A 23,994-nucleotide genomic window follows, 5' to 3' on the forward strand; every position below is an offset into this window, starting at 1 on the left:
AGAGGTCAGCGCCGTGATCAGACGTTTTGGCGATACACCGGAAAAATCGCAAAGCTATCGGCGACGGCCAGGAGTCTATGCGCTGTTGCCGCGCGATGGTGAACTGCTGCTGACCTGTCAACGTGAGCCCGGTCCTGATATTCAGCTTCCCGGAGGGGGTATTGACCCGGGAGAGTCGCCCATTCCGGCGTTACACCGTGAGGTGATGGAAGAAACCGGCTGGACCATCTCTCAGCCACGCAAGCTGGGCGCGTTTCGCCGATATGCCTATATGCCAGAGTATGATCTCTGGGCAGAGAAACTCTGCCACATCTATATCGCGCGTCCGGCACGTCGGATCTGCGCACCTACCGAGCCGTTGCATGACGCGATTTGGATGCGCGCGGACGCCGCATGCGAAATCCTCGGGAATGCTGGTGATCGGCATTTCGCCAGCATCATAGCGCGATGGATGGCGCAGACCTAACCTGTCAGGCAACGTGCAAAAGCGGGCGCCTGTGGCGCGCCGCTTGACGTTTTAAGGGCCTTCATACTCAAACAAGGTCGCGGAGACATCATCCTCCAGACCGTATTGCGATGACATCACCTGTGTCAGATTCCAATAAAGGTCATCCAAAAACTCCTGACCGGTCTGCTCCGCGTTGCACTTTCCAATAAGCTCAACCAGACCTTCCGCCTCAAGCATCTCGCCATTTTCCAGACGGGCCTCGGTAAAGCCATCGGAATACAGCAGCAGGCGGTCGCCCTTCTCCATCACCACATCTTCCTGCGAATAGGTGATGTCCGGGACCAGACCAACCGGAACGCCACCCTTGCCGATAAACTCCGTGCTGCCATCTTTGCGGATCAACAGCGGATGCGGATGACCTGCCTGCACCATCTTCAGCACGCCGCTGCGCAGATCAACGATGCAATAGGCCATGGTAAAATATTCTTCGATCCCGGTGTCCGCGATCAGTCGCGCATTCAACAGGCTGGCGACCTCTTCCGGCTGGCGCAGCGCATAAAAGCGGTTGAACCGCTTTTCCATCCCGACATTCTGATCAAAATAGGTCGACGACAGATACCCACCGAGCCGCGCTGTCATCATCGCAGAGGTGATGCCGTGCCCAGAAACATCGATGGAGTAGAATCCGATCCTGTTCACACCAGGTGAGAACATGCCGACAAGATCGCCGCCGATGTGGCCACAGGGTTTCAGCAGCAGGCTCACGGTCGAGGCTCCGAAATCGCGCGAAAGCTCGGGGACCAGAGACTCCTGAATTTTTCGAGCCTGGATCAAATCCTTGTCGATCGCATCATAGACCCGCTGCAGTTCATCCAGCGTGTCCGATACGATTCGATTTTTCTCGGAAAGCTCGCGCTGCATGCGTAGAATGCGCTCCCCCGCAGATATCCGGGCGCGCAACTCGTCTGAACTCACTGGCTTGGTGAGAAAATCATCAGCACCAGCATCAAGCCCTTGTGCCACCTCGTTTTTTTCACTCTTGGAGGTGAGCAGAATAAAATAGCTGTAGTTGTCCTGAGACTGATTGCGAAACGCGCGGCAGAACTCAAGACCGTTCATCCCCGGCATCATCCAGTCGCTGAGGATCAAATCCGGCGGATCACTCTCACAGATCTCCATTGCCGCCTCGCCGCTCTCGGCTTCGACAACATCAAATCCCCATTTCTTCAGCGATGCGACCAAGATTCGCCGCTGCAGACGGCTATCATCAACCACCAGAACACGGCGGATCGAATTGGTCGTAACCTCTTGGTTTATTTCGATCGAACTGTCTGGCAACACCGAGTGAACCCCACAAAAAACAGCGCAAGATACCTTAAACGCAAGTCACTATCGCGCTCTTCGCTTAACAGGAGGTGAAGTTTGCAAATAATCGGCCTAGCCTCACGTTAATCGGTGATTTACGAGTTTATAAGTAAAGCAATCGTAAAATGCGATATCAAAACAAGGTTTGCTAAGATGATTGATTGGTCACGCGCGAAAGAGCTGCACGAGGAAGTTGGCCCCGAGGACTTCTCCGAAGTTGTCGAAATTTTCTTGGAAGAGGTCGAAGGCGTCATCGAAAAGCTGCGATCACCGGATCTGGCAACGTTGGAACAGGACCTACACTTCCTGAAAGGCAGCGCGTTGAATTTGGGGTTTCGCCAGTTTTCCCGTCTCTGCCAAGAGGGCGAACGCCGTTCCGCCCAGGGGGAGTCCAAAGAGGTAGACACCGCCGCCATCATTGCCAGCTATGAAAACTCCAAGGAAGAGTTTCTGCGCGATATGAGCCGCCAACTCTGAGCCGACACCGGCTCAGATCACAAACTGTGCCAGGGTTTCGTCGCTGGTGATATCAGTATAGGCGAAGCCGGCAGCATCGAGCCGGGCATAGAGATCTGCAAAGTTCTCAGGCTGCTTGGTTTCAATACCAATCAGCACCGAGCCAAAGTTGCGCGCCGATTTCTTCATATATTCGAAACGGGCGATATCATCCTCAGGCCCCAGTATGCCCAGGAATTCCTTCAGCGCGCCGGGCCGCTGCGGTAGGCGTAGTAGAAAGTACTTCTTCAGTCCCATGTAGCGCTGCGCGCGCTCTTTCACTTCTGGCAAGCGTTCGAAATCAAAGTTGCCGCCAGACGTCAGGCAGACCACGGTTTTGCCGCGGATCCAGGAGCGCACATCGCGCAGGGCTTCGATCGCCAGCGCCCCGGCAGGTTCCAACACCACACCTTCGACGTTCAGCATCTCAAGGATTGTTGTGCAGATGCGATCTTCGGCAATCGACAGTACATCAGGCAAGGGGACCTGTTTCAGGACCTCAAACGGCCGTGCGCCAACACGCCCAACGGCCGCGCCGTCAACAAATGTATCGACATGATCCAATGCAACGGGATGCCCTGCCGCCAGCGCCGCCCGCAGACATGCCCCGCCAGCAGGTTCCGCAAAAAGGCAATGCACCCGATCCCCGAACCAACGGGCCACACCTGACGACATACCCCCGCCACCAACTGGCAGGATCACATGGTCCGGGGCCGCACCCAGCTGGGCCTCAATCTCGACCGCGATAGAGCTTTGCCCCTCGATCACATCGTCATCGTCAAACGGCGAGAGGAAATGACCACCTTCATCCGCGCACCACTTCTGCGCCGCAGCCAAAGTGTCATCGAAATAATCGCCAATCAGATGGATCTCGACACTGTCACCGCCAAACATCCGGGTTTTCTGGATCTTCTGCTGCGGTGTGGTCACCGGCATGAAGATCACGCCCCGCTTACCCAACTCGCGGCACATATAGGCGACGCCCTGCGCGTGATTGCCTGCTGACGCGCAGACAAACAGCGATTGCTCCATCTGCTTGCGCATGGCGTTGAACGCACCACGGATCTTGTAGGACCGTACCGGGCTCAGATCTTCGCGCTTGAGGTATATTTCAGCGCCAAACCGCTCTGACAATAGCGCGCTACGCTGCAGCGGTGTGGCAGGAAAAATCGCGCGCATGGCCTGTTCGGCGGCCCGGGCCTGGGTCTGGAAATCACTCATAATACTTGAGTGGCCCAACCCTGCCCCCAAGGCAAGGGGGCAAGGTCAAAGCATCTGAAGAATACCGCCAATCAGATCGGCCGTTTCTCGACGTAGTAGCCGTAAAGAGTGGTGAGAGCGCTGATATTTAGTACTGCGAGTCCAACCGAGAATATCAGTTGCAGGACGGTCGAAATCAGCACGGCATCGATCAGCAGATACAGGATCAGTTCGGACAGCAGTTGCAGACCAAAAAGGCAAAGCGCAAGGACAAACAGCGTTCCAAAAGCTCCTGTTGTCAGTTCCAGCGACTCACCGACCCCAATGGGTTTGCCCAGCGCCGCCGCCGGCAAGATCAGAACAAGCCGATACATAAAGACAGCAATCAGTGTGGCGATCACGAGCAAGAAAGCGAGGCCAACCATCCCCATGCCGCTGATCAGGGCGATACCAACAAACATCGCCACGCCGTAAACAACGCTACCGATTACGACCAGCTGAAGCAGACGCAGAAAATACCAGAGAGCCTCCTTCGCGCGAAATGCCGGAATCCACCCCTGCGGATGTTCTTCCAGTAGGACGTAGCGATGCCAGGAGACAGCAGTCCAAGCACAGATCACGCCAATGGCCAGCCAAATCCCGACTATCCGCAAGATGATTTCAACGACCGTTGCAGGGTCTGGCCCAAGCCCTTCCAGTTCGGCATCGTTGGGCACACCTGCCAGCATGGCATAGGCAATCGCCACTACAATCAACCCCGGCACGAGAAAGATTTGCAACAACTGTGGGGCGTTCCGCTGCACCATACTTACCGAGTGTAGAAATAGCTTCCAGCCAGTCATTTATTCATGCTCCAAAACTGCTCGATCGTCGCGCGCGACCACAATGTGCGTACTCAGGTTCCGATCCGGGGAAAACCTTGCTCTTCTGACAAAAACCGGGTAGGCCGCAGGCGTTCTGATCAAGAGGAAATCCAATGTCCGCGCCCAAGAAAGTTGTCCTCGCCTACTCCGGCGGTCTTGATACGTCAATCATTCTGAAATGGCTGCAGACCGAATACGGTTGCGAAGTTGTGACTTTCACCGCCGATCTCGGTCAGGGTGAGGAACTGGAGCCCGCACGCCAGAAAGCCGAGCTTCTGGGTATCAAGCCGGAAAACATCTTCATCGAAGATGTGCGGGAGGAATTCGTGCGGGATTTCGTGTTCCCGATGTTCCGCGCCAACGCCGTCTACGAGGGCCTCTATCTTCTGGGCACCTCCATCGCCCGGCCGCTGATCTCCAAACGCCTTGTTGAGATCGCCGAAGCCACCGGTGCTGATGCGGTCGCCCATGGCGCCACCGGCAAGGGCAACGACCAGGTCCGTTTTGAACTGGCGGCCTATGCGCTGAACCCCGACATCAAGGTGATTGCCCCCTGGCGTGAGTGGGATCTGACGTCGCGGACCCGCTTGCTGGAATTCGCAGAGGCTCATCAGATCCCGGTGGCCAAGGACAAGCGTGGGGAAGCCCCCTTCTCTGTCGATGCCAATCTTCTGCACACCTCTTCTGAGGGCAAAGTACTGGAAGATCCCGCCGTGGCCGCACCTGACTACGTCTACCAGCGCACCGTCCACCCGGAGGACGCCCCGAATGAGGCCGAATTCATCGAGATCGGTTTTGAAAAAGGCGACGCGGTCAGCATCAACGGCGAAGCAATGTCGCCGGCAACCATCCTGACCCAGCTCAATGAATACGGTGGCAAACACGGCATCGGCCGTCTCGACCTTGTCGAGGGGCGTTTTGTCGGCATGAAATCCCGCGGCATCTACGAAACGCCCGGCGGCACCATCCTGCTTGAGGCCCATCGCGGCATTGAATCCATCACCATGGACCGCGGCGCGATGCACCTCAAAGACCAGCTGATGCCGCAATATGCTGAGCTGATCTACAACGGTTTCTGGTACTCGCCTGAGCGTGAAATGCTGCAGGCCGCCATTGATCGCAGCCAAGAGCATGTGACCGGCACCGTCCGCGTGAAACTCTATAAAGGCTCCGCAACCACCGTGGGTCGCTGGTCTGATCACTCACTCTATTCAGAGGCCCATGTGACCTTTGAAGATGACGCGGGCGCCTACGATCAGAAAGACGCTGCCGGCTTTATCCAGCTGAACGCGCTGCGACTGAAGCTGCTCGCCGCCCGCGAGCGTCGGTTGAAAAAATGAGCGACCACGTCGATATCACAGACGATATAGACGACGATCTGACCGAAGAGATGGAGATGTTCGTCGAAGCGCAGGACACCGTCTGGAACGATGTCCGTGCCGAACTCTCTGCCGGAAAAAAGACGAGCCACTGGATGTGGTTCGTCTTTCCGCAACTGGCCGACCTTGGTCAGTCCCATATGGCCCAGCTTTACGGGATCGAGGACCTGACAGAGGCCACCGCCTACCTTGCCCATCCCGTACTGCGCACACGGTTGATCGAAGCCAGCGAACTGCTGCTAAGCCACACCGACCGCAGCGCTGAGGATATCTTGGGCGAAACCGATGCCAAGAAACTGCGCTCCTCCATGACGCTTTTCACTGCTGTGCCCGACGCCCCACAGGTGTTCGACGCGGTGTTGAAGACGTTTTTCGATGGCGCCCCCTGCCCCCTCACCCGTGATGCGCTTGGCTGACAGTTGACGCGACCTCCCCTTTGGTCACCCTTGCCCGCCGACACCCCGGTGCCTAACCCTTGGCACAACGAGAGACACCGAGGGGGACATCATGGCATTACAACCGCTGGCAGAAGGCATCCGCGCTGGTCTGACCGGGAAAACCTTTGACGGATCGCTGAAATTCGACTGCGGTGATGATGGTGTCATCGTCCTTGCGGATGGCGATGCTTCAATGGAAAATCGCGATACTGACTGCACCATCCGCATCAGCACCGAAAATCTGAAAAAGCTGCTGACCGGGAAATTGAACCCGATGACCGGCGTGATGATGGGTAAGCTGAAAATTTCAGGTGATATGGGCGTGGCGATGAAGCTGGGCAAACTGATCAGCTAGGCGAAACGCACTCTACGTGTGTCACTTTTCCGAAAATACTCCGGGGGTGAAGCGCCAGAGGCGCGAAGGGGGCAGCGCCCCCTACACGATCAGATTTTCTGCGCTTTCAACCGATCATAATAGGGCATAGCGGCGTCCAAAACCGGCTGCAAAGTTGCAGGAACCTCAGGCAACGGCCCCTCGGGTCCTGCAAATTTGGTCGACTGCCAGACGGACCCGTACCAATGCGCGGCCCAGATTCCATCGTCCTTATGTCCGCCCATCGGCCATGACAGCATCTTCGGGGAAAACGGGACACCCAGGCTCTCACAGAGCCGCTCCAATACCGCTGCGGGATCGCTGCGGATATCATCGCTGTCTACCACCACGGGCGACTGACCCCAGCGTGTCACCAGATCAAACAACTCCGCCTGCTGACGAAACCCGATATCATCCAACGTGGGATTCTCCCGTTTCTCGGCGTATGAGGCGATGACCCGTGCCGGATGACGGATCAGAAACACATTTGTGACCTCCCGCATCCAGGCGCGCGGCACCCCGTCTATCATATGCTGGGTCATATGTTTTTGATAGAAAAACGGTTTTGCAGCGGGCACTGGCCCCAGCAGAGATGCGGCAACAACGTCAGCATCCCTTGGCTGGCTGTCCAGGATTTCAGCCCGCATGGGATGTTCCAGCCCGGTCTTTGCCAGATAGGCGGCATAGAACGGCTCATCCACCACAGCGCAATCGCCGCGGTTGCCAAAGGCATACATCATAGCGGTCGACAGGTTGCGTGGCCCAGACCACATGGCAATCCGCATCAGGCACACTCCTGCGCGATCAGATCCTTGTAGAGCGCGCGCAGACGCTTGGTCACCGGCCCCATCTCGCCGTCGCCAATCTGCCGCCCGTCAATGTCACCCACCGGTGTCTGCGCCCCAAATGTGCCGGTCAGAAACGCCTCATCAGCGCCGTAGGTATCCACCAGGGAATAGTTGCGCTCAAACACCGGAATGTCATTGGCACGGCACAGATCGATGACCTTCTGCCGGGTGATCCCGTTCATACAATAGTCGCCGGTCGAGGTCCAAACCGCCCCCTTGCGCACGATAAAGAAATTGCAGGCATTGGTCGTATTCACAAACCCGTTCACGTCCAGCATCAGCCCCTCATCGGCGCCCGCTTTCTCTGCCGCGATACAGGCCAGAATGCAGTTCAGTTTGGAATGCGAATTCAGCTTCGGATCCTGTGTCATCGGCAACCCACGCAGATGCGGCACTGTCGCCAGCCGGATCGGGCGCGGCAGGTTCGGGCGCGAATGCTCCATGATAATGGTGAAGGTTGGCCCCTGCTGCGACAGCGATGGGTGCTGGAACGGGCGGGACTTCACCCCCCGCGTCACCATCAGGCGCGCATGGGCATCGCTGGTCATGTCATTAGCATTTTGTGTGTCTAATACGGCTTGTTTGACCTGATTCCGGTCCATCCCGATGTCCAGATCGATAGTCTTCGCAGCCTCGAACAGGCGGTCGAGATGTTCGTCAATAAACGCCCAGGTCCCGTTATAGAGCCGCAGCCCCTCCCAGACACCATCCCCCAGCATGAAACCACTGTCATAGACGCTGACCTTGGCCTCGGCTTTGGGAACAATCTCACCATTCAGATAGATCAGGATCTCTTCGTTGCGCTGATCTTCCTGCGCTTGATGCGTGCTCATTTTTTCGGTCATCTGCTCCTCCTGCGAGGCGCACGCTAGAAGGATTGGATCCTATTTCCAAGCGGTAACTTCCCGTCACCAAGCCGTGACAAACCATGTCATGTGATTGAGCCCAATCGGCGCCCGGGCCAATGTAGCGCAACGATGGAGGCGATGATGCGTTCGACAAACACCGCAAGACCAATTGTCCTGACCCTGTTCATGCTGCTTGCCGTAGCGCTGAAGGGACATCAGGCCCATGCCCAGAATATCGAAACACTCACCGTCGCCGGCGGCTGCTTCTGGTGTGTTGAGAGTGATTTCGAAAGCGTCCCTGGCGTGCTCTCGGCAGTATCCGGCTATACCGGCGGCAGCACCAAATCACCCACCTACAAACAGGTCACCGCCGGTGGCACCGGTCATTATGAGGCGGTCCAGATCCGGTTTGACCCTACCAAGGTGACGCGCAAGCAACTGCTGTCGATGTTCCTGCGCTCCGTTGATCCAACGGATGCGGGTGGCCAGTTCTGTGATCGCGGAGACAGCTACAGGACAGCGATATTTGTCTCTGGCGCAGATCAGACATCCATTGCCAAGACCGCAAAGACCGAGGCGCAGTCGGCACTTGGTCAGACTATCGTCACGCCAATCCTTCCAGCAACGGCCTTCTACCCGGCCGAAGCCTACCATCAGGACTACTACAAGGGTCGCAAACTGGTTCTCACGCGCTTTGGCCCCAAACGTCAGTCAGAGGCCTATAAGCGCTATCGAAAGGCCTGTGGGCGGGACGCTCGTGTGTTGCAGCTTTGGGGGGATGCAGCGCCTTTTGCGAAAGGGCACTAACAACGGACCTAAGGCGATTGAAATGAAGAAGGCGCGGATGATACCGCGCCTTTTCCTATGCAGACCCTGTTGGCAGGATCAAAAGCTTGCGTCCTGAACCTCCTTCAGGTCAGGGATCACATCGGCGGTGCCCTTCCGCGTCACCATCAATGCAGCGGCGCGATTGGCCTGCGCCAACGCCTGCGCCATCGGCAGTCCACGATCCAGACCAGACAGCACATAGCCGGTGAAGGTATCACCAGCCCCTGTTGTATCAACCGGGACAACGGAATGCGCCGCGACATCATGGGTGGTTCCCGCCGTCGTGTCGTAGTGGCGCGCGCCCTTGGCACCCAGCGTCACAATCACATCCGCAACGCCCAGCGCCTCAGGCGTTTTGCCTGTCGCATCACGCAGCTGTTCGGCCTCGACCTCATTCAGGAACAGATAGTCGAGGTAGGGCAGGACCGCCTGAACCGCCGCGGCATCAAACGGCGCCGCGGCATAGGCAACCTTCAAGCCCAGATCACGCCCCATCTGGGCTGCCTCGGCCTGCATGTTGGTTTCATTCTGCATCACCAGAATATCGCCAGCGCTGGCGGCAGACAGCGCGGCGCCAACCTGATCCGCACTGATCTCACGGTTTGCTCCCGGGAACAGGATGATCTGGTTCTCACCTGTTGGATCCACGGCAATGATGGCGTGGCCGGTCGGCACCTCCAACTGGGCGATATGCCGCGTATCGACACCGTATTCCAACAAACGCGTGACAGCCCAGCTTCCCTCCGGCCCGACGGCACCCAAGTGACAAGCATGGCTGCCGGCACGCGCCGCCGCGACCGACATATTGGCGCCTTTGCCGCCCAGAAACTGCTCCAGCCCCGTCGCCGCGAGGGTTTCCCCCGCAGTCGGCATATGGGGCAGCGCATAAATCATGTCGGCATTGATTGAGCCTAGGTTCCAGATCGCCATGAGATCACCCGATATTGCAGGCAGCCAGAACCGCCATGTTCAGAACGTCATTTGCCGTCGAGGTGGTCGAGCAGATCTGGATCGGCTTATCGACACCTGACAGGATCGGACCAACAACAGTTGCCCCACCCATTTCCTGCATCAGCTTGACCGAAATCGACGCGGAGTGGCGCGCGGGTACGATCAGGATATTGGCCGGACCGGTCAGGCGCTGGAAGGGATAGGCCTCCTGCGCCTTGGCGTTCAGCGCCACATCGACGGTCATTTCGCCTTCATACTCAAAATCGACACCGCGCTGGTCCAGCACCGTGGGGGCGATATGCATCTTCTCCGCACGCTCCGACACCGGATAGCCAAAGGTCGAGAAGCTGACAAACGCCACCCGCGGCTCAAGGCCCATATGCCGGGCCACGCCTGCGGCATGTTCAGCGATATTGGCGAGGTCATTTTCATCCGGCCATTCGTGCACCAGCGTATCGCCAATCAGCACAATGCGCCCCTTGTGCAGAAGCGCGGTCACCCCGGCTGATCCATTGGTCGCATCGGCATCAAACACATGGTTGATCTGATCAAGCACATGCGCAGACTTCCGGGTGGCTCCGGTGACCAGACCGTCGCCATGCCCATGCGCCAACATCAGCGCTGAAAACACATGTCGGTCGCGCCCAACCAAGCGGTGAACATCCTTGCGATCAAAGCCTTTGCGGTTCAGCCGCTCATAGAGGAAGTCCTTGTAGGTCTCGAAATGCTGGGTATTGGCCGCGTTGATAATCTCCAGCTCACGCACCGCATCGCCCAGACCCGCTGTTTCCAGCTTGCTGCGGACATCTTCCGGACGACCAACAACCAGCGCTTTGCCGAAGCCAGATCGCTGATACATCACCGCCGCACGCAAAACGCGAGGGTCGTCGCCCTCGGCAAAGATCATGCGTGATTGCGCTGCACGGGCACGGGCGTTCAGACCACGCAGGATCGACTGGGTCGGATCCATCCGCCCACGCAGCCCGTGTTCATAGGCATCCATGTCGATGATCGGACGACGTGCAACGCCCGTGTCCATCCCTGCCCTTGCCACAGCGGGTGGGATCCGATGGATCAGACGCGGGTCAAACGGTGTCGGGATGATGTAATCCCGGCCAAAGGACAACGATTTGCCATAGGCCAGCGCCACCTCATCCGGCACATCCTCCCGCGCGAGCCCAGCCAGCGCATGGGCGCAGGCAATTTTCATCTCGTCATTGATGGCGCGGGCGTGGATATCCAATGCGCCACGGAACAGATAGGGAAAGCCAAGGACGTTGTTGACCTGATTGGGATAATCAGACCGGCCGGTGGCGACAATCGCATCCACACGCACCTCATGCGCCTCTTCCGGGGTGATCTCAGGATCCGGGTTTGCCATCGCAAAGATCACCGGATTGTCGGCCATGGATTTCACCATATCCTGTGTCACCGCCCCTTTGACAGATACGCCAAGGAACACATCCGCATCCTTCATCGCCTCTTCCAGCGTGCGCAGATCCGTCTTGACCGCATGGGCGGACTTCCACTGGTTCATCCCCTCGGTACGGCCCTGATAGATCACGCCTTTGGTATCGCAGACGATGCAATTTTCATGCCGCGCGCCCATTGCCTTCAGCAGTTCAATACAGGCGATACCTGCGGCGCCGGCTCCGTTGAGGACGATTTTCACATCCTCGATCTTCTTGCCAGAGATATGCAGCGCATTGATCAGACCAGCGGCGCAGATCACCGCCGTACCGTGCTGGTCATCGTGGAACACCGGGATGTCCATCTCTTCTTTCAGACGCTGCTCAATGATGAAACATTCCGGCGCCTTGATATCCTCAAGATTGATCCCGCCAAACGTTGGCCCCATCAGGCGCACCGCCTTGATGAACTCATCCGGGTCTTCGGTATCCAACTCAATATCGATGGAATTCACATCGGCAAACCGTTTGAACAGGACAGATTTGCCCTCCATCACCGGTTTGGAGCCCAGCGCCCCGAGATTGCCCAACCCCAGAACCGCAGTCCCGTTGGAGATGACCGCAACCAGATTGCCCTTGTTTGTATAGTCATAAGCGGTTTCCGGGTTTTCCGCGATCGCCTCGCAGGGCACCGCAACACCGGGGGAATAGGCCAGCGACAGATCCCGCTGCGTGGTCATCGGGACCGTTGCGTTGATCTCCCATTTGCCAGGGGTCGGTTCCAGATGGAAGGCAAGCGCCTCTTCGTTGGTAATCTTCGCTTTGGGCATTGGCTTTGGGTGTCCTCTCACTGTCTCAAGCGTCATAGCCCAGCGCGCGCCTCTTCTCAACGAAGTTGCGTTTTCACCTTTCGTCGCAGTCGCCTGATTTGTAAGGTCGCGCCAAAGAAATCCCCCATTTTACGGAGCCGAACTTTGTCCACAGTCACGCCGATGATGGCCCAATACCTCGACATCAAGGCGCAGTACCCGGATGCCCTCTTGTTCTACCGCATGGGCGATTTCTACGAGATGTTCTTTGACGATGCCGTCAACGCGGCAGAGGCCCTCGACATCGCGCTGACCAAACGCGGCAAACACGATGGCAACGACATTCCGATGTGTGGTGTCCCGGTTCATGCCGCCGAGGGCTATTTGCTGACATTGATCCGAAAGGGGTTTCGTGTCGCCGTTGGCGAACAATTGGAAAGCCCTGCAGAGGCCAAGAAACGTGGCTCCAAATCGGTTGTGAAACGGGATGTGGTGCGGCTGGTCACCCCCGGCACCATCACCGAAGACTCCCTGCTGGAGGCGCGCCGTCACAATTTCCTCACCGCCTATTGCGAGCTACGCGACCAGTCCGCCCTCGCTTGGGCAGATATCTCCACGGGCGCGTTCCATGTGATGCCCGTCGCATCCGTCCGGGTGTCCCCTGAACTGGCCCGGCTGGCGCCATCGGAGTTGATTGTCCCCGATGGTCCCGCACTGGACCAGCTGCGCACCATTGCAGAGGACCATCAGATCCCGGTAACCCCACTGGCAAAATCCAGTTTCGACAGCACCGCCGCTGAAAAACGCATCTGTGATCTCTTCAAAGTCTCAACACTGGAATCTTACGGCTCCTTCAACCGAGCAGAGATTTCGGCCATGGGCGCGGTCATCGACTATCTCGACATCACACAAAAGGGTAAGCTGCCACTGCTTCAGCCCCCGCAGCAGGAGGCCGAGGACAGGGTTGTGCAGATCGACGCTGCGACTCGTCGTAGCCTAGAACTCACCCGCTCATTGACTGGCGGGCGCAGCGGCTCACTGCTTGCGGTGGTGGATCGCACCGTAACCCCCGCCGGCGGTCGGCTTCTTGAACAACGGCTGTCCAGCCCATCGCGCAACCTCGATGTGATCCGATCCCGGTTGACGGCGCTGGACTTCGTGGTGGAGCAAACGCAACTCGCGCAATCTCTGCGCGCTGCTCTGCGCAAGACACCCGATCTGGACCGGGCCCTGTCCCGGCTTGCCCTGGATCGCGGCGGCCCACGGGATCTCGCTGCGGTACGCAACACGCTGATCCAGTCTGAGGCTATTTCGGACCTCTGCGACAGGGCAGATATGCCGCCACTTCTACAACAGGCGCTCTCCGGGCTCACCGGATTTGACGATCTGTTACCCCTGCTTGATGCCGCGTTGATTGCAGAGCCCCCCCTCTTGGCTCGCGACGGCGGATTTATTGCAGAGGGCTACGACAGCGAGCTGGACGAGGCCCGCACACTGCGTGACGAAGGTCGCTCCGTCATTGCAGCGCTGCAAAAGAAATACTCCGATCACACGGGCATCAATTCGCTGAAAATCAAGCACAACAATGTGCTCGGCTACTTCATCGAGACCACCGCGACCCATGCAGAGAAAATGCTCTCCGCCCCCCTGTCGGAGACCTATATTCACCGCCAGACAACAGCCAATCAGGTTCGGTTCACCACGGTGGAACTGAGCGAAATCGAGACCCGTATTCTAAATGCCGGTAATCTGGCACTGGAGATTGAAAAGCGGCTCTATACAAGGCTATCAGACGCTATTCTGGCAAATGCGGCCTTGCTGAATGCAGCAGCGCGGGGACTGGCAGAACTGGACCTGGTCACCGCCTTGGCCGATCTCGCTCTAGGTGAAAACTGGTCCTGTCCAACGGTAGACACCTCGCGCGAGTTCAGTATTTCAGGGGGGCGACACCCCGTTGTGGAACAGGCACTGCGGCAACAGGGTGGCAGCAGCTTCGTTGCCAATGACTGCGATCTAACCGCCGATACAGGGGCCGCCATCTGGCTGCTGACCGGTCCGAACATGGCCGGTAAATCAACCTTTCTGCGCCAGAATGCCCTGATTGCCATCCTCGCCCAAATGGGGAGCTACGTTCCAGCCGACAGCGCCCATATCGGACTGATCAGCCAGTTGTTCAGCCGGGTTGGTGCCTCGGACGATCTGGCACGCGGGCGCTCGACCTTCATGGTTGAGATGGTTGAAACCGCGGCCATCCTCAATCAGGCAGATGATCGCGCACTGGTCATTCTCGACGAAATTGGGCGCGGTACTGCGACCTATGACGGGCTGTCGATCGCCTGGGCAACGCTGGAACATCTGCATGAGGTCAATCGCGCCCGCGCGCTGTTTGCGACCCATTACCACGAACTCACCCAGCTCGCCGGCAAGCTGCCCGGCGTCGATAATGCCACCGTTTCGGTCAAGGAATGGGAAGGCGAAGTCATCTTTCTGCACGAGGTCAAGAAAGGCGCCGCAGATCGCTCCTACGGGGTACAGGTAGCGCAGCTTGCCGGCCTGCCCGGATCGGTTGTTGCACGGGCTCGGGACGTTCTGGACATGCTGGAAGAGGGCAGCCGCAGTGGCGCCGGCAAAATCCAGATCGACGATCTTCCCCTCTTCGCTGCCGCCCCACCGCCGCAACCAGCAGCACCGGTCGGCCCCTCACCAGTCGAAATGCTTCTGGACGACATCCACCCTGATGATCTCTCACCACGGGAAGCACTGGAAGCGCTTTATCGCCTGAAAGAAGCCGGGAGCTGATACAGAAAAGCGGCCTCCATGGATCACCACGGGGCCGCTTGTCATCTTTCCAAAAATACTCGCGCCGCAGGCACGGGCCACAAGGCCCGTCACTGCTGCAGTTCAGCTCGCCGGCGTCGAGGAAACACCAACTTGCGCCGGGCGCAGCAGACGGTCGTGCAGCATGAAGCCCTCTGCAGAAACCTGAATGATATCGCCGGCTTTGGTACCTGGCACCGGGGCCTCGAACATCGCCTCATGCACCTGCGGATCGAATCTCTCACCAACTTCCGGCGCGATCACCTGCATACCGTGCTTTTCAAACACACCAAGCAGTGCGCGCATGGTCAGTTCCACGCCTTCAATCAAAGCGGCGGAAACTTCGCGCTGTTCATCGCTGGCAGCTTCGATCGCACGTTTCATATTGTCGTAAACCGGCAGCATGTCCCGCGCCAGTTTGGAACCGCCGTATTGCTCAGCTTCACGGCGCGCTTTGTCGCCACGCTTACGCGCGTTTTCCGCATCAGCCAGGGCCCGCATGAACCGATCTTTCAGCTCATCCCGTTCAGCCCGCAGGCTGTCCAGCTCCAGCGCTGCATCATCAAATTCTTCAGTCTGCGCAGAGAGCTCCTCTGCTTCGGCTTCTGTGATGTCGTCCAAAAAATCGTCGTTCTTGGGCTCTGCCATATTTCACCTCTAACTCCGGTCGGAAAGCAGCTTCCCGACCAGTTGCGCCGTATAGTCCACAATCGGCACGATCCGGCCGTAATTCAGGCGGGTCGGGCCAATGACACCCACCGCACCAATGATCTTTCGATCCGCGTTCATATAGGGAGACACCACCAAAGAGGAACCCGAAAGTGAAAAAAGTTTGTTCTCCGAACCGATAAAAATGCGCACACCTTCGCCATCTTCTGTCAGCTGAAGAAACTCTTCGATATCGCGTTTGCGTTCCAGGTCATCAAACAGGTTCCGGATCCGGTCCAGCTCCTCCGCAGCCCCACCGTCGGATAGGAGATTCGCCCGACCGCGCACAATCAGCCGCGCAGAATCGCTGCCGTCATCTTCCCAAGCGGCCAAACCGCTTTCGATCATTTCACGGGCCAGAACGTCGATCTGCTGCTGCCGGGCCTTGATCTCTTCCTGAATAGCGCCGCGCACGTCGCCCAATGTGCGTCCCTCGATCAACGCATTGAGGAAATTCGCCGCCTCCCGCATTGAACTGGGCGTCTGTCCGGGCGGTGGCGTAAACAGGCGGTTTTCCACGTGACCATCTGAAAACACCAGAACAACCAGCGCACGATCATGGGCGAGAGTGACGAATTCAATATGGCGAATTTCGGCTTCATGTTTCGGGGTCAGCACCAAGGAGGCCCCCTGTGTCACCCCCGACAGGGCCGAACCGACACGATCCAGCATACCGGCCAGACCCGCAGCCCCACCGCCAGCAGTCCCGCCCATGGTTTCATCAATTTTCTGGCGGTCCTGGGTGTTCAAATCCCCAACTTCAAGCAGACCATCCACAAACATCCGCAATCCGACCTGCGTTGGAACCCGACCGGCGCTGGTGTGCGGACTGTTCAACAGTCCAAGATGCTCCAGATCCTGCATCACGTTGCGCACAGTCGCAGCGCTCACCTTCTCATTCAGCGATCGCGTCAGAGTACGGCTGCCGACGGGATCTCCCGTCTCCAGATAGGATTCCACGACCGCACGGAACACATCCCGTGACCGATCATTCATATCCTTCAATATGTCGGTACTGCTGTTCATCGCATTCTATGTGTGGTCACTGCCGAAGTTCCGCAAGCCTTGGCTCCCTGTCCTACAGTTGTCATTAAAGAGCGCAGCACCAAAAGGTCAATCATGCTTGCATCGCCAACCCTGCGGACGCTATCCCGATGGGTAACCAAACAAAGGATGACCCATGCGACCCTCCGGACGAGATCTGAACCAAATGCGCGCCGTTTCCATCGAAACGGGTTTCACCAAACACGCTGAGGGATCCTGCCTGATCAAGATGGGCGATACCCATGTGCTCTGCACCGCCACCATTGAGGATCGTGTGCCCCCGTTTATCAAAGGCTCAGGTCTAGGTTGGGTAACCGCTGAATACGGCATGCTGCCCCGCGCGACCAACACCCGTATGCGCCGCGAAGCCGCGATGGGCAAACAGGGCGGCCGCACCGTCGAAATTCAGCGCCTGATCGGACGCGCACTGCGCGCCGGCGTCGACCGCGTTGCACTCGGTGAGCGGCAGATCAGCATCGACTGTGATGTGCTGCAGGCCGACGGCGGCACCCGCTGTGCCTCCATCACCGGCGGCTGGGTTGCCCTACGTCTTGCGGTGAACAAGCTGATGAAAACCGGTGAGGTCAAGATTGATCCCCTCGTTGATCCCGTAGCCGCAGTGTCCTGCGGTATCTACGCAGGTCAGCCGGTGCTGGACCTCGATTACCCGGAAGATTCAGAGGCCGGCGTCGATGGCAACTTCATCATGACAGGTTCTGGCCAACTCATCGAAGTGCAGATGTCCGCTGAAGGATCCATGTTCAGCCGCGAGCAGATGGACATGCTGATGGATCTCGCAACCAAGGGCACCGCCGAACTGGCAGAACTGCAGAAGGCAGCCTGCGCATGACCCGCAAATTTGCCGGCGACCGGCTGCTGGTCGCCACCCATAACAAAGGCAAGCTGGAGGAGATGAAACATCTCCTCCAACCCTTTGGCGTGAGTGTCGTTGGTGCCGGCGAGATGGAACTTCCTGAACCCGCCGAAACCGAAGATACATTTGTCGGGAATGCCCGGATCAAGGCCCATGCCGCCGCCAAGGCGACTGGTTTACCGGCTCTCTCCGATGATTCCGGAATCACCATTGATGCGCTAGATGGCGCCCCCGGCGTTTACACCGCTGACTGGGCGGAAACCGGTGATGGCCGCGATTTCATGATGGCCATGACCCGCGCCCATAATGAACTGGAAGCCAAGGGTGCAGCCCACCCCCGCCTTGCCCAATTTCGCTGCACGCTTGTTCTCGCCTGGCCCGATGGTCACGATGAGGTGTTCGAAGGCGTGATGCCCGGCCAGCTGGTTTGGCCTATTCGCGGCAAGGATGGGTTTGGCTATGATCCAATGTTCCAGCCAGATGGGCATGATCAAACCTGTGCCGAAATGGATCGTTGGGCTAAAAACAAGATCAGCCACCGCGGACAGGCCGTCGCAAAATTTGTCGAGGCGTGTTTCGGTGGATGATTGGCGCAACGGGGGGTTTGGTCTCTATGTGCATTGGCCCTTCTGTCAGGCCAAATGCCCCTATTGCGATTTCAACAGCCATGTCACCGCGCAGATCGACCAAAATCGTTGGGCTGCAGCCTATCGATCGGACATGCTGCGCGCGGCCCCATCTCTATCGGGACGCGTTCTGAATACGATTTTTTTCGGGGGTGGGACACCGTCCCTGATGCATCCCGATACTGTAGCCACAATTGTTGAGACTGCTCGGGAAATATGGCCTTTTTCCAATGACATAGAGATCTCTCTTGAAGCAAACCCAACCTCAGTCGAGGCTGGTCGCTTTACAGGATACCGGGATGCTGGCGTCAACCGAATTTCTATGGGTATTCAGGCGCTTAACGACAATGACCTGCGCCGTCTTGGGCGGATGCACAGTGTTTCTGAGGCACAAAAGGCCTTTGATGTGGCTCGGAACTGCTTTGACAGAGTCAGTTTTGACCTGATTTATGCGCGTCAGGGTCAGACACTGGCCGGCTGGCAGCAGGAACTCGACCAAGCCTTGTCCATGGCGATTGACCACCTGTCCCTTTATCAATTGACCATTGAAGATGGCACAGCGTTCGGCGATCGATACGCGCGGGGCAAGTTGCGCGATCTTCCGACCGACGACAACGCCGCTGACATGTATCTCGCCACCCAGGACATCTGCGACAAGCATGGTCTGCCCGCCTATGAGGTCTCCAACCACGCGCGCCCCGGCGCGGAGTCGCGGCACAATCTGATCTATTGGCGCTATGGCGATTACCTTGGTATTGGGCCAGGAGCGCATGGGCGCCTGACTCTGGACGGTACCCGGTACGCCACGGAAACCTATCTGCAACCCGGCGCCTGGCTGGCAGCTGCAGAAAGCCAAACTGGGGAGTCTTCGCGAACGCCACTTACTCCTGAAGATGCGGGTGCTGAATACCTTATGATGGGGATGCGATTGGTTGAGGGGCTCGATTTAGATCGGTTCCGCGCCTTGTCCGGCCATACTCTCTCTTCCGAGCGGATCTCCAACCTCTGCGAAATTGGAATGTTAGATCTCTCGGAAAATCGTATTCAGGCAACTGACGCCGGCCGCGCGGTCCTAAATGCCGTTCTCCGCGATCTTCTAGTGGAGTAGTTTATGCGTCTTCTCTACGCCGCGCTTGGGCTTGTATGTGTTGGATTGGCTATTGTAGGAGTCGTCCTTCCTCTCTTACCCACCGTTCCATTTTTGCTGCTCGCCAGTTTTTTCTTTGCCAATTCTTCCGTGCGGCTGCACGAGTGGATCATAAACCATCAACTATTTGGCCCTATGATCCAGGATTGGCATGAGAGAGGCGCTATTCGACCCGCCGCAAAAAAGGCGGCAACCATCTCAGTTGCCGCCGTGTTCGGTTTGTCGGTTGTTTTTTCAGCACCAAATCACGTCCTGATCATTCAGGCCATTACACTTGGTGCCGTGATGATATTCATATGGTCACGCCCTAGCGGCTAAGGCGCCCGCAAAGATCATCCAACTCATCCAGAGATGCGTAGCTAACGCACAGAACACCGCTTTCACCACCCGCGCGATGATCAATCGACACTTTCATGCGCAGCGCGGCTGAGAGATCTGCTTCCAAGGCGCGCGTATCCGCATCTTTTTCTGCTGTTTTCTTGGCCGAACGCGCTGTTGCAACCTGCAGGCCGGCAGCATCTTTCTTCACCAGCGCCTCAGTCGCACGTACTGACAGACCACCTTTAACGATTTTCTTCGCCAAATCTGACGCATTGTCAGAAGTGATAAGAGCACGGGCATGACCAGCTGAGAGACGTCGTTCTTGAACCAAAGACTGTACATCATCCGGCAGATGCAGCAGCCTGACCAGATTGGCGATATGGCTCCGGCTTTTACCAAGCGCTTCGGCCATTTTCTCCTGCGTATGGCCAAATTTATCCATCAACTGCTTGTAACTTTGCGCCTCTTCCATGGCGTTAAGGTCAGAGCGTTGAATGTTCTCAATGATGGCAACTTCCATCATCTCGACATCGGAATAGTCCCGAATAATGACCGGTACTTCGTGCAGTTTTGCGCCTTGCGCAGCACGCCAGCGGCGTTCGCCGGCAACAATCTCATACTGCCCGCCAGGACGCGGCCGCACGATAAGAGGCTGAAGAACCCCCTTCTCCCGGATCGACGCGGTTAGGTCATCCAGATCTTCCTGCAAAAACTGGCGACGCGGCTGATCCGGGTTCGCGATAACTTTCTCGATTGGCACCATGATTTCGGTGCTTCTGACTGCCTGTTTTTCTGTGCTAACAGGTTCCGGGTTCACATCCGCCATTAGAGCTGACAAGCCTCTTCCCAATCCTCTGGGTTTGTTTTTCTTTTCTGACATTACTGCGCCTCCAGCTGTGGTTAGGCTGCGAGTTTCTGATGTCTCGCAATCAGTTCTTCTGCAAGGGCGCGATACGCATTCGCCCCTAGCGAGTTCGTGTCGTAGGTCAATACCGGCAACGCGTACGACGGCGCCTCACTGACACGCACATTTCGAGGAATCTTCGTTTCAAAGACCAATTCCCCCAGATGCCCACGGGCGTCCTGCTCTACCTGCTGAGACAGGTTATTCCGCCGGTCGTACATCGTCAGCACAATTCCCTCAATCCGAAGGTTCGGGTTTGCTGTCTGACGCACCTCGCGGATTGTAAGCATCAGTTGTGAGACCCCCTCAAGGGCGAAAAATTCACTTTGCAATGGGACCAGCACAGAATGGGACGCAACCATTGCGTTGACGGTCAATAGGTTCAGAGATGGAGGACAGTCGATCAGGACGTAATCCCAATCGTAGTCATCCATTGCCGGCTGACGCAACGCATCGTGCAGCAGGAAGCTGCGCTTTTCATTTGTAAAAAGTTCGATATCCGCCGAACTCAGATCAACGGTCGCCGGGATAATGCAAAGATCTTCAATCTCCGTCTCGCGGATAACCTCATTCAATGCAACATCATCTACAAGAAGGTCATAGGTTGTAAGAGTGCGATCTGTCGCCTCGATTCCAAGACCTGTCGAGGCATTGCCTTGGGGATCCAGATCGACAACCAGGACCCTATACCCCGTTTCAACCAGAGCTGCTGCCAAATTAATTGCGGTTGTCGTCTTGCCGACGCCACCCTTTTGATTGGCCACGGCAATAATTCGTGGCCCAGCCGGCCGGGACAAATCAGACACGCGTAACTCCCCTGATTTCCAAAACAACCGCGTCGGGTTCAGTCCAACTCTTAGTGGATTTCAGGTCAAATTGCCATTGGCTCCGCGCGTTATCCACTTCTTTTTTCCACTGTATTCCCTTGGAAAAAAGTGCAATTCCCTTCGGTTGGAGATGTCGTTCGGCAAAGCCAAGCAACGCCGAAAGATCGGCTAGTGCACGTGCTGAGATAACATCAACCGCCATCGGCGGCACCTTTTCGATACGCTCAGATACCACCGTTGCCGTCACGCCGCATTCACGAATAGCCGTGCGAAGAAATGCGCACTTCCGCTGATCACTTTCGATCAGAGTAACTGCGCAATCTGGCGCTCGCTCCGCGGCCAGAATCGCAACAACAACACCTGGAAAGCCACCTCCACTCCCGATATCAAGCCAGGACCGTGGAAAATCAATTCCCTGGCAGATCTGCACGGAGTCCACGATATGGCGATCCCATACGTCGACCAGTGTAGACTTGGCGACAAGATTGATTTTTGGAGACCATTTTTTGACAAGGAGTTCGTAGTGCTTAAGGCGCTCATATGTTTCACGTGAAACATATGTCTCCCCAATTTTCATCTCGCCCATTTACGCGGTCTTCCCCTGGCCTGTAGTATCGCTTCGGCGCAACCTTGCCAGAATCAGTGCCAGCGCCGCTGGTGTCATCCCATCGACTCTCCCCGCTTGAGCGAGGGTCTCCGGCTTGGACTTTTCCAGTTTGCCACGTAGTTCATTCGACAGACCTTCAAAATCATACGAGAAATCAAATGGAATACGATACCCCTCGTCGCGTTTCAGCGCTTCGATCTCTCGCTTCTGTCGAATGATGTAGTTTGCGTACAGGGCATCTCGCTCGATTTGCCGTCGTATAGGGTCTTCACAGCTTCCAAGGTCGGGTAGCAGACGCAAGATATCCTCGAACACCACATCAGGGAATGCCAATACGTCGGTCGCCGTCCGTCGGTTGCCGTCCTGATTTACTGTGATACCAGCTTCATTGATCTCTTTCGGTGTGAACCGTCGATTATCCATTTGGGATCGGGCCGCCTCGAGTTTCTCCATTTTTTTGGAAAATAACTCACGACGCACCTCACCGACGCACCCAAGATCAAGCCCGATACCAGTCAACCGCTGATCAGCGTTGTCCGCACGCAGAGATAGCCTGAATTCGGCCCGAGACGTGAACATTCGATAAGGTTCAGTCACCCCATTTGTTGTGAGATCATCGATCATCACGCCAATATAGCTGTCGGAGCGACTAAACGTGACCGGTTCCATCTCTTTTGAATACCGTGCGGCATTCAACCCCGCTACAAGACCCTGTGCTGCAGCTTCCTCATATCCTGTGGTACCGTTGATTTGCCCTGCAAGATATAGACCCCGATGCGACTTTAGGGCCAAATCTAGTCCCAAAGCGCGCGGATCCACATAATCATACTCAATTGCATACCCTGGCTGCAAGATCACGGCATCTTCCAAACCGAAAATGGAGCGAACATAACTCTCTTGGATTTCTAGTGGCAGACTTGTCGAAATACCATTGGGATAGACGGTATGATCATCCGCGCCCTCTGGTTCGAGGAAGATTTGATGACTTTCTTTGTCAGCGAACCGTACCACTTTATCTTCAATTGACGGGCAATAGCGCGGACCAACGCCGTCGATGTGCCCGCCATACATGGCAGATTTTCCGAGATTATCCCGAATAATATCATGTGTCTGCGTGTTGGTATGTGTAATCCCACAAACGACTTGAGCTGCCGATGTAGATGTTGTCAAGAAACTGAAGAACGTAGGATCATCATCTCCGGGCTGCCCCTCCAGCTTCTCCCATGCGATGGTGCGGCCATCCAGTCGCGGTGGCGTGCCTGTCTTCAACCGCCCGAGTTGCACATCGAAACTGTCAAGTCTCTCTGCAAGGCGGATCGAAGGCTTATCCCCCATACGGCCGCCCGGTTTAGATACATCACCGATGTGAATAACGCCCCTCAGGAAGGTTCCGGATGTCAGAATGACGGCGTGACTTTTGATCTGGCTTTCGTCAGCCAGACACACACCATTGACCTTGTTGCCAGTCATCATAAAATCGGTGACTTCGCCTGGGATAATATCAAGGTTAGGCTGGGCTTCTGTCTCAGCCAACATCTCACGACGATAGATCCTCCGATCTGACTGCGCCCTTGGGCCCTGCACAGCCGGCCCCTTGCGTCTATTGAGGAGGCGGAATTGTATGCCGGCTTTATCAGCGACACGCCCCATAACGCCATCGAGTGCGTCGATCTCACGAACCAGATGCCCCTTACCCAATCCGCCAATTGCGGGATTGCAAGACATCACACCAATGCTGTCCTTTGTGAGGGTAACAAGAGCTGTTTTTGCGCCCATACGGGCAGCCGCATGGGCGGCCTCTGTCCCCGCATGACCACCACCAACAACGATGACGTCGTAATCTGGATGTTTCACGTGAAACACTCC

At 56.8% G+C, this 23,994-nt stretch carries 24 protein-coding genes; 11 read left to right on the forward strand and 13 right to left on the reverse strand.

What is annotated here, in order from left to right; all coding sequences use genetic code 11:
- Positions 1 to 13 precede the first annotated feature (13 nt).
- Positions 14 to 466: an NUDIX hydrolase gene (locus OO25_RS06145; protein WP_040178971.1), complete on the forward strand. Its 453-nt coding sequence runs from the start codon at positions 14 to 16 to the stop codon at positions 464 to 466.
- 51 nt (positions 467 to 517) lie between these two features.
- Here the strand turns inward: OO25_RS06145 and OO25_RS06150 are convergent, their stop codons facing one another.
- Positions 518 to 1,789, reverse strand: a complete 1,272-nt coding sequence (locus OO25_RS06150) for a PP2C family protein-serine/threonine phosphatase (protein ID WP_040175149.1) — start codon at positions 1,787 to 1,789, stop codon at positions 518 to 520.
- 177 nt (positions 1,790 to 1,966) lie between these two features.
- Between OO25_RS06150 and OO25_RS06155 the strand changes: the two genes are divergently transcribed.
- Positions 1,967 to 2,290 carry an Hpt domain-containing protein gene (locus OO25_RS06155; RefSeq protein WP_040175147.1) on the forward strand — a complete coding sequence of 108 codons (324 nt, stop codon included), beginning with the start codon at positions 1,967 to 1,969 and terminating at the stop codon, positions 2,288 to 2,290.
- Between the two features lie 12 nt (positions 2,291 to 2,302).
- Here the strand turns inward: OO25_RS06155 and ilvA are convergent, their stop codons facing one another.
- Both ilvA and OO25_RS06165 read right to left on the reverse strand, forming a co-directional pair.
- Positions 2,303 to 3,529, reverse strand: a complete 1,227-nt coding sequence (gene ilvA / locus OO25_RS06160) for a threonine ammonia-lyase IlvA (protein ID WP_040178972.1) — start codon at positions 3,527 to 3,529, stop codon at positions 2,303 to 2,305.
- A gap of 71 nt (positions 3,530 to 3,600) precedes the next feature.
- The gene (locus OO25_RS06165; RefSeq protein ID WP_040175143.1) at positions 3,601 to 4,350 is read right to left on the reverse strand and encodes a hypothetical protein; all 750 of its coding nucleotides are present in this window, start codon (positions 4,348 to 4,350) and stop codon (positions 3,601 to 3,603) included.
- A 134-nt stretch (positions 4,351 to 4,484) separates the two neighbouring features.
- Here OO25_RS06165 and OO25_RS06170 point away from each other — a divergent pair, with 134 nt between their 5' ends.
- From OO25_RS06170 to OO25_RS06180, 3 genes are all read left to right on the forward strand, one after another.
- Positions 4,485 to 5,711 (forward strand): argininosuccinate synthase, encoded by a 1,227-nt coding sequence (locus OO25_RS06170; RefSeq protein ID WP_014876377.1) that lies wholly within the window; start codon positions 4,485 to 4,487, stop codon positions 5,709 to 5,711.
- Positions 5,708 to 6,166, forward strand: a complete 459-nt coding sequence (locus tag OO25_RS06175; protein ID WP_040178973.1) for a DUF1810 domain-containing protein — start codon at positions 5,708 to 5,710, stop codon at positions 6,164 to 6,166. The genes OO25_RS06170 and OO25_RS06175 overlap by 4 nt, the downstream gene beginning before the upstream one ends.
- A gap of 91 nt (positions 6,167 to 6,257) precedes the next feature.
- Positions 6,258 to 6,542 (forward strand): SCP2 sterol-binding domain-containing protein, encoded by a 285-nt coding sequence (locus tag OO25_RS06180; RefSeq protein ID WP_040175136.1) that lies wholly within the window; start codon positions 6,258 to 6,260, stop codon positions 6,540 to 6,542.
- An 89-nt stretch (positions 6,543 to 6,631) separates the two neighbouring features.
- Here the strand turns inward: OO25_RS06180 and OO25_RS06185 are convergent, their stop codons facing one another.
- Both OO25_RS06185 and OO25_RS06190 read right to left on the reverse strand, forming a co-directional pair.
- Positions 6,632 to 7,345: a hypothetical protein gene (locus OO25_RS06185; RefSeq protein ID WP_040178974.1), complete on the reverse strand. Its 714-nt coding sequence runs from the start codon at positions 7,343 to 7,345 to the stop codon at positions 6,632 to 6,634.
- On the reverse strand, positions 7,345 to 8,253 hold the full coding sequence (locus OO25_RS06190) for a D-amino acid aminotransferase (RefSeq protein ID WP_040178975.1): 909 nt from the start codon (positions 8,251 to 8,253) through the stop codon (positions 7,345 to 7,347). Before OO25_RS06190 ends, OO25_RS06185 begins: the two co-directional genes overlap by 1 nt.
- 144 nt (positions 8,254 to 8,397) lie before the next feature.
- Here OO25_RS06190 and msrA point away from each other — a divergent pair, with 144 nt between their 5' ends.
- Entirely contained in the window at positions 8,398 to 9,063 is a 666-nt protein-coding gene (gene msrA / locus OO25_RS06195; RefSeq protein WP_082035291.1) for a peptide-methionine (S)-S-oxide reductase MsrA, read from the forward strand.
- Positions 9,064 to 9,141: 78 nt separating this feature from the next.
- Here the strand turns inward: msrA and OO25_RS06200 are convergent, their stop codons facing one another.
- Positions 9,142 to 10,014: a ribokinase gene (locus OO25_RS06200; RefSeq protein ID WP_040178976.1), complete on the reverse strand. Its 873-nt coding sequence runs from the start codon at positions 10,012 to 10,014 to the stop codon at positions 9,142 to 9,144.
- A gap of 4 nt (positions 10,015 to 10,018) precedes the next feature.
- Positions 10,019 to 12,274, reverse strand: a complete 2,256-nt coding sequence (locus tag OO25_RS06205) for an NADP-dependent malic enzyme (protein WP_040178977.1) — start codon at positions 12,272 to 12,274, stop codon at positions 10,019 to 10,021.
- A gap of 162 nt (positions 12,275 to 12,436) precedes the next feature.
- Here OO25_RS06205 and mutS point away from each other — a divergent pair, with 162 nt between their 5' ends.
- Complete coding sequence (gene mutS / locus OO25_RS06210; RefSeq protein ID WP_175304804.1) at positions 12,437 to 15,052, forward strand: DNA mismatch repair protein MutS; 2,616 nt, start codon at positions 12,437 to 12,439, stop codon at positions 15,050 to 15,052.
- A 102-nt stretch (positions 15,053 to 15,154) separates the two neighbouring features.
- On the opposite strand, the gene OO25_RS06215 is transcribed toward mutS, so the two are convergent.
- The gene (locus OO25_RS06215) at positions 15,155 to 15,718 is read right to left on the reverse strand and encodes a nucleotide exchange factor GrpE (RefSeq protein WP_024098878.1); all 564 of its coding nucleotides are present in this window, start codon (positions 15,716 to 15,718) and stop codon (positions 15,155 to 15,157) included.
- A gap of 9 nt (positions 15,719 to 15,727) precedes the next feature.
- Positions 15,728 to 16,804: a heat-inducible transcriptional repressor HrcA gene (hrcA, locus tag OO25_RS06220; protein ID WP_024098879.1), complete on the reverse strand. Its 1,077-nt coding sequence runs from the start codon at positions 16,802 to 16,804 to the stop codon at positions 15,728 to 15,730.
- A 154-nt stretch (positions 16,805 to 16,958) separates the two neighbouring features.
- On the opposite strand from hrcA, the gene rph reads away from it, so the two are divergent.
- From rph to OO25_RS06240, 4 genes are read left to right on the forward strand one after another with little or no spacing between them, the layout of a single operon-like run.
- The gene (gene rph / locus OO25_RS06225) at positions 16,959 to 17,672 is read left to right on the forward strand and encodes a ribonuclease PH (RefSeq protein ID WP_040178982.1); all 714 of its coding nucleotides are present in this window, start codon (positions 16,959 to 16,961) and stop codon (positions 17,670 to 17,672) included.
- Positions 17,669 to 18,283, forward strand: coding sequence for an RdgB/HAM1 family non-canonical purine NTP pyrophosphatase (gene rdgB / locus OO25_RS06230; protein WP_040178984.1), 615 nt, complete (start codon positions 17,669 to 17,671; stop codon positions 18,281 to 18,283). Before rph ends, rdgB begins: the two co-directional genes overlap by 4 nt.
- A complete protein-coding gene (gene hemW, locus OO25_RS06235) occupies positions 18,276 to 19,430 on the forward strand; it encodes a radical SAM family heme chaperone HemW (protein ID WP_040178986.1) in 1,155 nt (384 codons plus the stop codon). The genes rdgB and hemW overlap by 8 nt, the downstream gene beginning before the upstream one ends.
- Before the next feature lie 3 nt (positions 19,431 to 19,433).
- Positions 19,434 to 19,787 carry a YbaN family protein gene (locus OO25_RS06240; protein ID WP_040178988.1) on the forward strand — a complete coding sequence of 118 codons (354 nt, stop codon included), beginning with the start codon at positions 19,434 to 19,436 and terminating at the stop codon, positions 19,785 to 19,787.
- Here OO25_RS06240 and OO25_RS06245 read toward each other — a convergent pair.
- Genes OO25_RS06245 through mnmG form a run of 4 tightly spaced genes read right to left on the reverse strand, consistent with a single transcriptional unit; the run spans position 19,777 to position 23,982 of the window.
- Complete coding sequence (locus OO25_RS06245; RefSeq protein ID WP_040175112.1) at positions 19,777 to 20,670, reverse strand: ParB/RepB/Spo0J family partition protein; 894 nt, start codon at positions 20,668 to 20,670, stop codon at positions 19,777 to 19,779. The two genes, OO25_RS06240 and OO25_RS06245, sit on opposite strands and share 11 nt — an antisense overlap.
- A gap of 20 nt (positions 20,671 to 20,690) precedes the next feature.
- Complete coding sequence (locus tag OO25_RS06250) at positions 20,691 to 21,500, reverse strand: ParA family protein (protein WP_040175111.1); 810 nt, start codon at positions 21,498 to 21,500, stop codon at positions 20,691 to 20,693.
- Positions 21,493 to 22,107 carry a 16S rRNA (guanine(527)-N(7))-methyltransferase RsmG gene (gene rsmG / locus OO25_RS06255; protein ID WP_040178990.1) on the reverse strand — a complete coding sequence of 205 codons (615 nt, stop codon included), beginning with the start codon at positions 22,105 to 22,107 and terminating at the stop codon, positions 21,493 to 21,495. Before rsmG ends, OO25_RS06250 begins: the two co-directional genes overlap by 8 nt.
- The gene (mnmG, locus tag OO25_RS06260; RefSeq protein ID WP_040179186.1) at positions 22,108 to 23,982 is read right to left on the reverse strand and encodes a tRNA uridine-5-carboxymethylaminomethyl(34) synthesis enzyme MnmG; all 1,875 of its coding nucleotides are present in this window, start codon (positions 23,980 to 23,982) and stop codon (positions 22,108 to 22,110) included.
- Positions 23,983 to 23,994 lie beyond the last annotated feature (12 nt).

The organism is Phaeobacter sp. S60 (genome assembly GCF_000826845.1).
Taxonomy (GTDB): Bacteria; Pseudomonadota; Alphaproteobacteria; order Rhodobacterales; family Rhodobacteraceae; genus Phaeobacter; species Phaeobacter piscinae.